Origin of the sequence: Vreelandella azerica, assembly GCF_013112225.1 — a bacterium.
In the GTDB taxonomy this organism is placed as follows: Bacteria; Pseudomonadota; Gammaproteobacteria; order Pseudomonadales; family Halomonadaceae; genus Vreelandella; species Vreelandella azerica.
The window spans coordinates 107,034-119,632 of record NZ_JABFHI010000004.1 but is presented as its reverse complement, the minus strand read 5'-3'; the positions used below and the strand labels follow the sequence as shown (position 1 = coordinate 119,632).

General features: G+C 54.6%; 7 protein-coding genes and 1 pseudogene. 4 read left to right on the top strand and 4 right to left on the bottom strand.

The window, feature by feature from the left end; all coding sequences use genetic code 11:
- Window positions 1-78 precede the first annotated feature (78 nt).
- Entirely contained in the window at window positions 79-657 is a 579-nt protein-coding gene (locus HLB35_RS10635; RefSeq protein ID WP_171702561.1) for a hypoxanthine-guanine phosphoribosyltransferase, read from the top strand.
- Window positions 658-681: 24 nt separating this feature from the next.
- On the opposite strand, the gene ppsR is transcribed toward HLB35_RS10635, so the two are convergent.
- A complete protein-coding gene (ppsR, locus tag HLB35_RS10630) occupies window positions 682-1,533 on the bottom strand; it encodes a posphoenolpyruvate synthetase regulatory kinase/phosphorylase PpsR (RefSeq protein WP_171702560.1) in 852 nt (283 codons plus the stop codon).
- 260 nt (window positions 1,534-1,793) lie between these two features.
- Between ppsR and ppsA the strand changes: the two genes are divergently transcribed.
- Together ppsA and HLB35_RS10620 are read left to right on the top strand one after the other, a co-directional pair.
- Window positions 1,794-4,166, top strand: coding sequence for a phosphoenolpyruvate synthase (gene ppsA, locus HLB35_RS10625; protein WP_171702559.1), 2,373 nt, complete (start codon window positions 1,794-1,796; stop codon window positions 4,164-4,166).
- A 278-nt stretch (window positions 4,167-4,444) separates the two neighbouring features.
- Entirely contained in the window at window positions 4,445-6,127 is a 1,683-nt protein-coding gene (locus HLB35_RS10620; RefSeq protein ID WP_328731593.1) for a gamma-glutamyltransferase family protein, read from the top strand.
- A 116-nt stretch (window positions 6,128-6,243) separates the two neighbouring features.
- On the opposite strand, the pseudogene HLB35_RS10615 reads toward HLB35_RS10620, so the two are convergent.
- The 3 genes and pseudogenes from HLB35_RS10615 to acnB form a co-directional block, all read right to left on the bottom strand.
- Window positions 6,244-8,126, bottom strand: a pseudogene (locus tag HLB35_RS10615) (glycerophosphodiester phosphodiesterase family protein).
- A gap of 69 nt (window positions 8,127-8,195) precedes the next feature.
- Entirely contained in the window at window positions 8,196-8,690 is a 495-nt protein-coding gene (gene rraA, locus HLB35_RS10610) for a ribonuclease E activity regulator RraA (protein WP_171702558.1), read from the bottom strand.
- 201 nt (window positions 8,691-8,891) lie between these two features.
- On the bottom strand, window positions 8,892-11,495 hold the full coding sequence (gene acnB / locus HLB35_RS10605; RefSeq protein WP_171702557.1) for a bifunctional aconitate hydratase 2/2-methylisocitrate dehydratase: 2,604 nt from the start codon (window positions 11,493-11,495) through the stop codon (window positions 8,892-8,894).
- Between the two features lie 425 nt (window positions 11,496-11,920).
- On the opposite strand from acnB, the gene HLB35_RS10600 reads away from it, so the two are divergent.
- A complete protein-coding gene (locus tag HLB35_RS10600) occupies window positions 11,921-12,577 on the top strand; it encodes a MiaE family protein (RefSeq protein ID WP_171702556.1) in 657 nt (218 codons plus the stop codon).
- The last annotated feature ends 22 nt before the right edge of the window (window positions 12,578-12,599 follow it).

Genomic DNA, 12,599 nt, shown 5'->3' with positions numbered 1-12,599 from the left:
GAAATCAAAAAATCGACGACACACGAGAAGGCCTGTAGGCAATCATGGCCCATTTGTAAAAACGCCAGAGGAAACATGATGGCCAAGTTAGATAATGAAACACTGGCTTCGCGCGATTCCATGCGCGAGCTGATGGATGATGCGGACTGCCTGATTACTCAGCAGCAGGTGGAGCACGCCCTCGACCGCATGGCCGAAGAAATCAGCCGGGATCTCGGCGACAAGTTGCCGGTCTTTTATTGCGTGATGAACGGTGGTTTGATCACCACCGGGCACTTGTTGACCCGCCTGGGTTTCCCGCTGGAAGTCGACTATATCCACGCGACCCGCTACCGCAGTGAACTGCGCGGAGGGGATCTGTTCTGGCGGGTTTCTCCTGAAGTGCCCATGGCAGGGCGCCATGTGGTGATCATTGACGATATTCTTGATGAAGGGTCAACGCTGGCGGCTATTCTTGAATACTGCAAAGAAGCCCAAGCGGCGAGTATCAGCACGGCGGTGCTGGTTGATAAACAGCATGACCGCAAGGCAGCGCCTGGATTGAAAGCCGATTATTGCGGCCTGGAAGTCGCAGACCGCTTTGTATTCGGCTTTGGTATGGATTACAAAGGCTACTGGCGCAACGCCCCTGGGATCTTTGCACCCAAAGGCCTTTAAACCCAAAGTTTTTAAACCATTACATTATCGCGGTGAGAAACGCCGTGACAGGCCAGTCTCAGCAATCATGCGGGTGGAAATTTCCTCAACGGAAAAACGTGTCGTGTCGATAAACGGAATATGCATGCTGCGATACAAGGATTCTGCCTGTTCAACTTCCTGCATGCATTGATCCATGGAGCTATAGCGGCTGTTGGGGCGTCGTTCATTGCGAATGGCTGCCAGGCGACGCGCATCAATGGTCAGCCCGAACAGCTTGTGCCGGTGGGGTGCCAGTGCTTTGGGTAGTTTGAGCACGCCATCTTCATCGTGGTCATCTTCGGTCAGCGGGTAGTTGGCGGCGCGAATACCAAACTGCAGCGCCAGATACAGCGAAGTGGGGGTTTTGCCACAGCGTGAAACACCTACCAGAATCACATCAGCCTTGTCGTATTGATGAGTACGCGCACCGTCGTCGTTATCCAGGGCAAAATGTACCGAGTGAATCCGGTCCATATACACATCATCGCTGCCAATCGAATGGGTTCTGCCTACGCTGTAGGAAGAATGAGTGTTCAGTTCCTGTTCCAAGGGTTTCAGGAAGGTTGAGAAGATATCAACCTTGAAGCCTGTGGCTTTACGAATCACATCGCGAATGTCCTGATCAACGATGGTATCGATAATGATCGGCTGTTCACCATCATTGACAGCGGTGGCGTCAATGATCTCAACCAATGCATGAGCCTTGGCCAGGGTGTCGATGTATGGCTTGGTCAGCATCTTGATTTCGACATTTTCAAACTGGGCCAGCAAGCTGCGCCCCAGGCTTTCAGCGGTGATACCGGTGCCATCAGAAATAAAAAAGCGGTGCGTGTCATCAGTTTGTCGCTCTGTCAATACGGGAATATGGCGTGAATTGGGCTATTGTCACGACTTGGCAGCGATAAAACAATCTCAGCAGCTGCTTACCTCACTGCGGCAATAGTAGAGGTTCGCGTAGCCACTACAGGAAACGTCTGAATGTCACCGATGTTGTAATTATCCTCCACCCCCTTCGATGTTAGACCAATGGCGAATAGAGAAGGGTGATGCTAGGGTAGCATCGTCTATTTTGGGCGGCCCGCTGGCCGTGCTGATGCTAAATGCGAGGGGGTTGCGTGGAAGAGTACATTCTGTGGTTTGATCACTTGGGTATGAACGACGTAGAGCGGGTGGGTGGTAAGAATGCCTCTCTGGGTGAAATGATCTCGAACCTTTCCGGCGCTGGCGTGACTGTGCCAGGCGGCTTTGCCACCACTGCTCAGGCGTACCGGGAATTTCTCTCCCATGAAAAGCTTAACGAACGCATAAATGCCACGCTGGACCGGCTTGACGTTGACGATGTCAAGGCGCTTGCCGAGGCCGGTCGCAATATTCGTCAATGGGTGATTGACACACCTCTGCCGCCCAACTTTGAAGCCGCCCTGCGTGACGCCTACGAGCAGCTGCAACAGCAGCACCCCAACCTCAAGGTAGCCGTGCGCAGCTCAGCCACTGCTGAAGATCTGCCAGATGCCTCCTTTGCCGGCCAGCAGGAAACCTTCCTTAACATCGAAGGTTTCGACAATATCAAGCGCGCCGTACATGAAGTCTTTGCGTCACTGTTCAACGACAGGGCGATTTCCTACCGGGTACACCGTGGCTACGCCCATGAAAACGTGGCGCTGTCCGCCGGTATTCAGAAAATGGTGCGCTCGGAAACCGGTGCTGCCGGGGTCATGTTCACTCTGGATACGGAATCCGGCTACCGCGATGCGGTATTTGTCACCGCCTCCTGGGGCCTGGGTGAAACCGTTGTGCAAGGCGCGGTTAACCCGGATGAGTTCTATGTGCACAAGCCGACCCTGGCCGCTGGTCGCCCGGCTGTGCTGCGTCGTAATCTGGGTTCCAAACTTATCAAGATGGTCTACACCGATGATGCCAGCGCGGGTAAATCTGTTGAGACCGTCGATGTGCCGCTCAAGGAGCGGGGGCGTTTCTGTCTCGATGATACCCAGGTAATGGCGCTGGCCGAGCAGGCGGTGACGATTGAAAAACACTACCAGCGCCCGATGGATATCGAGTGGGCGCTGGATGGCGATGACGGTAAGCTGTATATCGTTCAGGCGCGTCCGGAGACAGTGGTTTCCCAACAGGAAGGCGGTAAGCTGGAACGCTTCCATCTGAAGGAAAAGGGCCGCACCTTGGTGACTGGCCGTGCGATTGGTCAGCGTATTGGCCGCGGGGCGGTAAAAATTGTGTTAAGCCCTGATGATATGGACAAGGTTCACGACGGCGATATTCTAGTCACCGACATGACCGACCCGGACTGGGAGCCGATCATGAAGCGGGCGTCGGCGATTGTGACCAATCGCGGCGGACGCACCTGCCATGCCGCCATTATTGCTCGTGAGCTGGGTATTCCAGCGGTTGTTGGCTGTGGGGATGCCACTCAGCTGCTTAACGAAGGCAGTGATGTCACGGTTTCCTGTGCGGAAGGGGATACCGGCCAAGTGTATGAAGGGCTTCTGGAGTTCGACTATAAGGTATCAAGCGTTGATGCCATGCCGGAGATTCCTTTCAAGATCATGATGAACGTTGGTAACCCAGACCGCGCTTTCAGTTTCTCAAGCTTGCCGAATGCCGGTGTTGGCCTGGCTCGTCTGGAATTCATCATTAACCGGATGATTGGCGTTCACCCCAAGGCGCTGCTCGAATACGCGACGTTGCCTTCGGATCTTCAGCAGATTATCGATCTGAGAACAGCCGGCTACGATGATCCGGTCAGTTTTTACGTGGATAAACTGGTTGAAGGAATCTCGACCCTGGCTGCTGCGTTTTATCCGCAGCGGGTGATTGTCCGGCTGTCAGATTTTAAATCCAACGAGTATGAAAATCTGATTGGCGGTAAGCTTTACGAGCCGGGCGAAGAAAACCCCATGCTGGGTTTCCGCGGTGCTTCCCGCTACGTTTCTGATGCCTTCCGGCCCTGTTTTGAACTGGAATGTCGAGCCTTGAAACGGGTGCGCGAAGTCATGGGGCTGGATAACGTCGAAATCATGGTGCCCTTTGTGCGTACACCTGAGGAAGCCGGTGAAGTGGTTGAGCTGATGGCTGCCAATGGCCTCAAGCGCGGCGAGAACGGCCTCAAGATCATCATGATGTGTGAGCTGCCTGCTAATGCGCTATTGGCGGATGAGTTTCTTGAACACTTTGACGGCTTCTCGATTGGTTCCAACGACCTGACGCAGCTGACTCTGGGGCTTGATCGTGATTCGGGTATCGTCGCGCATCTGTTTGATGAGCGTAATGCGGCGGTCAAAAAGCTGCTGGCTATGGCCATTCAGGCCTGCAAGGCGCAAGGCAAGTATGTGGGGATCTGCGGGCAAGGCCCATCGGATCATCCGGACCTGGCCAAGTGGCTGATGGAGCAGGGAATAGACTCAGTCTCCCTGAACCCGGACGCGGTACTTGAAACCTGGTTCATGTTGGCGGGTGAAACCCTCAACTAAGTGACTCCATAGTGTTTTTGTGAACAATAAAAAGCCCGGCTGCCGCTGGGCTTTTTTATTGGCTAGTATTTATTAGCGAGCACTTTTCACGACGAGGCTGCAACAACGGATCTCGCCAAATGTTCTGGCGTTATTAATGGCGTATAGTAGTTTATAAATATAGTAATTTATAAATATAGTACTTTGTAAATATAGTACTTTGTAAAAACAGCACTTTGTAAAAACAGCACTTTGTAAAGACAGTGCGTTGTCAGGATCATTCATCAAGAGGACGTCTCATGCGCCATTGGAAATATGCTTTACCGTTGAGCTTTATGCTGCTGCCGCTGTATGCCAGTGGTTTCAGCTATGAAACACCGGCTATCTCACCAGAAACGGAAACAGGCTTTGCAGAAAAGCCTGGCTGGGAAAATCAGAACTTTGCGGTGGCGGCAGCTAACCCGCTGGCAACCGATGCCGGTTATCAGGTGATCAAAGCCGGAGGGAATGCCATTGATGCAGCGGTGGCCGTGCAGATGGTGCTGACTCTGGTAGAACCCCAGTCCAGCGGTATCGGCGGGGGTGGTTTTCTGATGCATTATGATGGCCAGTTTGTTCAGACATTCGATGGCCGCGAGAAAGCGCCGTCAGGCGTTGATGAAACCCTGTTTATAGGTAAAGACGGTGAACCGCTGAGCTTTGCGGATGCGGTTAACAGTGGTCTGTCCGTTGGGGTACCGGGGCTTGTCAGGATGCTTGAAAACGCGCATGCACAGCATGGCCAGCTGCCTTGGGAAAGCCTGTTTGCACCGGCTATTACGCTGGCCGAGGAAGGCTTCGCCGTCAGCGAGCGCCTTCATACCAGTCTGGCTGATGATGCCACCCTGCGTGACAACGAGCTTGCCAGGGCTTTCTATTATACTGATACAGGCGAGCCCATTGCGGTAGGTGAAACACTGCGTAATCCAGCGCTGGCCGACATTCTGCGCCAGATAGCGGCCAAGGGAAGCCAGGCGCTGTATGCCGGCCCGATCGCCGAAGATATTGTCAATCGCGTGGCGGCGCATCCGCAGCGCCCGGGCAATATGCGCATGGACGACCTGGCTGCCTACGAAGCACCAGAGAGGGAAGCGCTGTGTACGCCCTGGCAGCAGTGGGAGGTGTGTGGGTTTCCGCCACCGTCTTCAGGTCATCTCACCATCATGCAGATACTCGGTATGATGGATAATCAGCCTATGCTGGAGGCGCCGCTTGATGATGGGCTACCTTCCAGCAGTTGGCTGCATCAGTTCCTGGAAGCCTCACGGCTGGCGTTTGCTGATCGCGGCCTGTATATCGCCGACCCTGATTTTGTTCAGGCCCCCGGCGGTGACTGGAACACTATGCTGAACAGTGATTATCTGGCAGAGCGGGCCAGCCTGATCGAGGCGGAAGCCAGCATGGGTAGCGGCGCTGCTCAGCCGGGTAAACCGGGTGATATGCAGGTAAGTTTCGCCCCTGCACCTGCGCAGCCAGAATACGGCACCAGCCATATCAGTATCATTGATCAGGATGGCAACGCGGTGGCCATGACCACCTCGATTGAACAGGCGTTTGGCTCGCGGATTCTGGCTGATGGTGGCACAGGGCTTTCTGGTGGTTATCTGCTGAATAACCAGCTGACCGATTTCTCCTTTGTGCCGGAAGTGGATGGCCAGCCGGTTGCTAACCGGGTTGAGGCGAATAAAAGACCGCGTTCCAGTATGAGCCCGACCCTGGTGTTCGATCGTGAGAGTGGTGACTTGTTGGCAAGCCTGGGCTCGCCCGGCGGTGCTGCGATCATTCACTACACCGCCCGAACCCTGGTGGCGCTGCGCGACTGGGGGCTTGATGCCCAGGAAGCACTGAATTTGCCCCATGCCGTGACCTTGGGGGGCGGTCTATTTAGAAGCCGAGGGCTATCCACAAGAGACGCTGTCTGCTCTGGAAGCACTGGGCCATGACGTCAGTGAGCGGGATCTGACCAGCGGGCTACAGGCGATTATGCGCCAGCCGGACGGAAGCCTGTTCGGTGGCGCTGATCCGCGCCGCGAAGGCATTGTCATGGGCGAATAAGCGTTTATTCGCGTAACCAGTTACGCAGTTTGACCAGCATCAGGCCGCCGTCGCTGAGTTCGCGGCGGTCGGTCAGGAGTTGGTTAAGCTGTGCCGGATAGTCAGTAATAATCCCATCAACGCCCATGTCAATAAGCGTCGACATGCGTGCCTGGCTGTTTACCGTCCAGGCATGCACCTCATAACCGTAAGCTCTGGCCAGGCGGATCTCATTGCGGGTAATCCGATTATGGCGTAACCCGAGCGCATCAAAGCCTCGACGGTTAAGGGTGCCTGGCATGATCAGCTGAGCCAGCAGGGTGGTGCGCAGTTGTGGGGTGGCGCTTTCAACATAGCGCAATAGTGAAGGTGACATTGCTGCAATGCGCATTTCAGTAAATACATCAGGAAAACCGCAGTCAACGTATGCCTGAATGCTATCAGTGGCCTCTGACCAGCAGGTCAGCCGCTGTTGGTTTTCCTCGTCAAGTACCTGCAGAACCCTATCGGCAAGCTGGCGCTCCTGACCAAACTGCGGTTTAAGTTCGATCATTAGGCTCGCACTGCCCCGAACAGCTTTGAGTGTCTCATCAAGGCCAGGAATACGCTCGCCCTGAAAACGCTCATCAAACCAGCGGCCAACGTCAAACTCGCCAAGTTCAGTGCGGGTCAACTCCGTCAGTTTGCGCCGATCCCCGGTCAGGCGCTGTAAGCTGCGGTCATGGTAAAGCACAACTTCCTGATCAGAGGATAGCTGGACATCAATTTCTATACTGTTGGCGCCATCAACCAGGGCCTGACGTACAGCGGAAAGGGTGTTTTCAGGTGCCACCATGGAGCTGCCACGATGGGCAATGATGTCGACATTATCGTCCAGCTCAAAGCTGGTCAGAATCCACCAGGCCTGAAACGCAGCAAATATCACCACCCCAAGCTCAACTGCCCAGGCCAAGCGCCCGGGGTGAGAAGCTGGGGGCAGTTCTACCTGTGGTCTAGGGTGGGCTAACTGGCTATAAAGGTTGGCAGATAGCAGCGCATTAACCGCAATGCCCAGAAAGGTGATGCCCAGAGTTAGCAGCACATAGCCGGTCAGGTAGGCCAGGGTGGCAGGAATCAGTAGGGCGTTATGCTCGGGTAGCCACCACAATAATGGTGTGAACAGGTGATCAAACATCCAGGTGACCAGAATAGGCAGGACAATGATGATCGCAAGAACGGCTAACACCGCAAAACCGATTGAGCGCTGCCACCCACGCGTCAAGCTAACGCTTTGCTTGAGTGCCTGCAGCGGGGGATGCTTTCTAGTGACACCAGAGGCAGTGCCAGCACCCAGCGCAGGTAAAGCCAGCTGGCCAGCCATGCCCAGATACCGACGATAGGCAAGGCTGAAGCAATGAAATACCACAGCACCGGTGGGCGTACCACCTGAAGGTAATAGATATCCAATCCACCGAGCCAGCTATCATAAAGCCCGGTAATAGCGAGCATAAAAGGCGCCACCAGCAGTAGGTGGGCGCCGACCTGAACAGTCGCCAGCCCGATAAGGGCTGGCAAGCGGCGCGTGCTGAGCCATAAGGCTATCAGGGCCAGCCGATAGTGATTGGCGCGTGGGCGTATGGCAACCTGTAACATGCCAGCCTGTTGCCAATAAAGCACAATGAAAGCGCTTAACAATACCGGCAGGGCGATCAGTAAACCTATGGGGCTGAACAGCAGGTCGATTAATGCATCCGTGGTAATCACGCTGTGATCAAGCTGGGCAAATATCCACCGCAAGATCCAGCCCACACCAGGCAGGAGCAGTAAGGAGGCCAGCAAGGTAAAAAACAGATGAAAGGCAATTAGCGGACGCAGGTGCTCCCGCAGGGTATTTAGCAGTAAACGAACAAGGATGTTAAGTGGCTGCATGGCACCCTAGAATAGAGGCTAAAAATGCCAGCGTGGCATTCATGGCTCGCGCTGGCAAGCAGATCCGGGTTATTCGGGCAGTGCAAGCTGCTGTTCAGCAACCAGAATGCCGTTGTTATCGGCATATAACCATTGGCCAGGCACCATCTCTACACCACCGATATGCACGCTGATATCGCGTTGACCTTCACCGCGTTTCTCGCTCTTGCGTGGATGACTACCCAACGCCTGAACACCCAGGTTTAGAGTTGCCAGCACATCTACATCCCTGACGCAGCCGTACATCACGATGCCCGCCCAGCCATTGGCAACAGCCTGTTTCGCCAGCATGTCGCCGAGCATGGCGCAGCGGTAAGAGCCTCCGGCATCGACGACCAGCACTGCGCCTTCACCCGGTTCCGCGACAGCCTGCTTAACCATGGAGTTATCTTCAAAGCATTTGACGGTGCGGATTGGGCCTGCAAAGGCATCGCAGCCACCAAAATTGGCGAAGATAGGCTCTAAAACGGCCACGTCTGGGTGGGCATCGCAGATATCTGGGGTGACGATAGAAGAGGTATTCATGACAAGACTCCTTTTTAGGTATTGAACAGTCAAATGAGAGAGTGGGTGTAGGGGCAAATAAAAAACGCCCCGCCTGGTGATCCAGTGCGAGGCGTTGGGTCATCGACTCAGGTGATTGGCTCTATCCTGAAGCCTTGCACCTGCGATGTTGCGAGCATCGGCGATAACGTTGCTGATGTAGCATGTCTTATGTTGCGTGGATCAGGCTTCTTGTGCAACCGGAATCACGTTTGAGGCGATCTTCTGGTATTCCTCGATCTCGTGGAAGTTCATGTAGCGGTAGATCTCACCGGCCATGGCATCAAACTCGCTCATGTAGCGCTGGTACTCTTCAACCGACGGCAGACGACCTTCCACTGCGGCAACAGCAGCAAGTTCAGCTGAAGCCAGATAGACATTGGCGCCATCACCCAGACGGTTGGGGAAGTTACGGGTTGAGGTGGATACTACCGTACTCTTGGAAGCAACGCGCGCCTGATTACCCATGCACAGCGAGCAGCCCGGCATTTCCATGCGTGCGCCAGCACGGCCGTAGATGCCGTAGTAGCCTTCCTCGGTGAGCTGGTGCTGATCCATCTTGGTCGGCGGTGCCAGCCACAGGCGTGTCTTCAGGCTGCCAGCGGGCTGTTTCTCAAGCAGTTTGCCTGCCGCACGGAAGTGGCCAATGTTGGTCATGCATGAGCCGATGAAGACTTCATCAATCTTCTCGCCAGCAACATCGGAAAGCAGGCGGGCATCGTCCGGATCATTCGGCGCGCAGAGAACCGGCTCCTTGATTTCTTCCAGATCAATCTCGATCACTTCGGCGTATTCGGCGTCTTTGTCGCCACGCATCAGGCTCGGGTTAGCCAGCCATTCCTGCATGCCTTCAATACGACGGCTGATAGTGCGCTCGTCGCCGTAACCGTTGGCCATCATCCACTTAAGCAGGGTGATGTTGGAGTTCAGGTATTCGGTCACGCTTTCTTCAGACAGGGTGATGGTGCAACCCGCCGCCGAGCGTTCGGCAGAGGCATCGGAAAGTTCGAACGCCTGCTCAACGGTCAGATCTTCAAGACCTTCAATTTCCAGGACGCGGCCCGAGAAGGCATTCTTCTTGCCGGATTTCTCAACGGTCAAGAGGCCTTGCTTGATGGCGTAAAGCGGAATAGCGTGCACCAGGTCACGCAGGGTAACGCCCGGCTGACGCTTGCCTTTGAAACGTACCAGGACAGATTCCGGCATATCCAGCGGCATAACGCCAGTGGCTGCAGCAAAGGCCACCAGGCCGGAACCAGCGGGGAAGGAAATACCCAGCGGGAAGCGGGTGTGTGAATCACCACCAGTACCTACAGTATCAGGCAGCAGCATACGGTTCAGCCAGCTGTGGATGATGCCGTCACCCGGGCGCAGGGAAACGCCGCCACGGTTCATGATGAAGTCGGGCAAGGTGTGGTGAGTATCGACGTCAACCGGCTTCGGATAGGCGGCTGTGTGACAGAAAGACTGCATGACCAGATCTGCCTGAAACCCCAGGCAAGCCAGATCTTTAAGCTCGTCGCGGGTCATCGGGCCAGTGGTGTCCTGTGAGCCGACAGTGGTCATCTTGGGCTCGCAGTACATGCCGGGGCGAACGCCTTCCAGGCCACACGCCTTGCCGACCATCTTCTGAGCCAGGGTAAAGCCTTTGCCAGTATCAGCAGGCTGGTCCGGTAGGCGGAACACGTCGGAAGCTTCAAGGCCGAGGGATTCACGTGCTTTGCCGGTCAGACCGCGACCGATGATCAGCGGGATACGACCACCTGCGCGAACTTCATCCAGAATAAGCTGGGTTTTGAGTTCAAAGCTAGTCAGCACTTCATCAGTACCGTGCTTACAGACCTTACCTTCATAGGGGTAAACGTCGATGACGTCGCCCATGTTGAGGTTGGAAACATCCATTTCGATCGGTAGAGCGCCGGAATCTTCCATGGTGTTGAAGAAGATAGGAGCAATCTTGCCGCCAAAACAGAAACCGCCCGCGCGCTTATTGGGCACATTGGGAATGTCATCGCCAAAGAACCACAGCACTGAGTTGGTGGCTGATTTGCGTGAAGAACCTGTGCCCACGACGTCACCCAAGTAGGCAACCGGGAAGCCTTTGGTCTTGACGTCTTCAATCTGCTGAAGAGGGCCAATCTGGCCTTGTTCCTGAGGCTCAATACCGTCACGCTCGTTTTTGAGCATGGCGCGAGCGTGCAGTGGGATGTCCGGGCGCGACCAGGCATCCGGCGCCGGAGAAAGGTCGTCAGTGTTGGTTTCACCCGGCACCTTGAAGACGGTCAGGGTGATTTTCTCTTCAAGCGCTGGCTTGGACAGGAACCACTCAGCCTCTGCCCAGGACCGGATGACATCCTTGGCGACTGCATTGCCGTTCTTGGCGCGCTCTTCCACATCATGAAAGGCATCAAACATTAGAAGGGTATGCTTGAGCTGTTCGCCGACTTCTTTTGCCAGCTCTTCGTTGTCCAGAAGCTCGACCATGGAGACGATGTTGTAGCCGCCCTGCATGGTACCAAGCAGCTTGACGGCGTGAATTTTGTCAATCAGGGGAGATGATGCTTCACCTTTGGCGATGGCGGTCAGAAAACCTGCCTTGACGTAGGCAGCTTCATCCACACCTGGAGGAACGCGATCAGTGATCAGTTTAAGAATGAATTCTTCTTCACCGGCGGGTGGGTTTTTCAAAAGCTCAATGAGTGCAGCAACCTGTTCTGCATTCAGCGGCTTGGGTGGGACGCCCTCTGCAGCGCGTTCTTCGACATGTTGGCGGTAAGCTTCAAGCACGATGGGGTCCTCTCATTTACTTTATGTTAACTGCCGATAAGAGCATTGCGTGGCAATGAGCGTCTCGCCAGCTTCACTTATACGCTTGACAAACAGCGTCCAGTTGGATGCTGATTATTCTACGGTAAACTGTCGACAATGTTAAGATGATGCTGGTGGAGTGTCCTAGTACTTTGGGAGCAAGCACTTTGGGAGCAAGCACTTTGGGAGTAAGCACTTTGGGAGTAAGCACTTTGGGAGCAAGTACTTTGGGAGCAAGTATTTTAGCAGCAAGCATATTTGCCAATTGTTCGGGCTTCAGGCAGATGTGATTCCATGGGTGGCGCGTTACCATATAGCGAAAGAGTTCAGCCGTTACCGAGAGGTCGTAGGTAACTGCGCTTAACTATTGTACAATCTTTATAAAAGGTTTGAGTAAAAACGCTATGTCGAATCCTCCTGCTGCATTACAGAAAGCGCCTCATCATTTGCAAGCTGATGATCTTCTCCCGGAAAGTCTCCTGGACTTCCTGGGTTGTCCGACACCGCCTGCCTGGCTGGAATGGGCGTATGCCAACCCGGATATCCTGTTGATTGATCACGCGCAATGTGAGAAGAAGGCGGCATCGACAGCCATGAGTCTTCTATACCGCTACGTGGATCAGCCTCTGTTGCTTAGCAAGATGTCACAGCTTGCCCGTGAAGAGCTGCTGCATTTTGAGCAGGTGGTGACCCTGATGGAGAGCCGTGGCGTTGGCTACCATCACCTGACGGCATCCCGTTACGCTGAGGGTCTACGTCAACACATGCGCAGCAGCGACCCAGAGCGCCTGATTGATTTGTTGATTATCGGTGCCCTGATAGAGGCGCGCAGTTGTGAGCGCTTTGCACGTCTAATACCGTATCTCGATGAAGAACTGGCAAAATTTTATCGTACGCTGGTAAAGTCAGAAGGCCGTCATTTCGAAGACTATCTTCTATTGGCGCGTCAGCAGACGCAGGCCCCCATTGATGATCGCATTGCCCTGTTTGTCGCGTGTGAACAGGCGCTTATTACATCGCCCGATACGGCGTTCCGTTTTCACAGCGGTGTTCCACGCTGAACCGCTGGCTGCCCACCAGGAT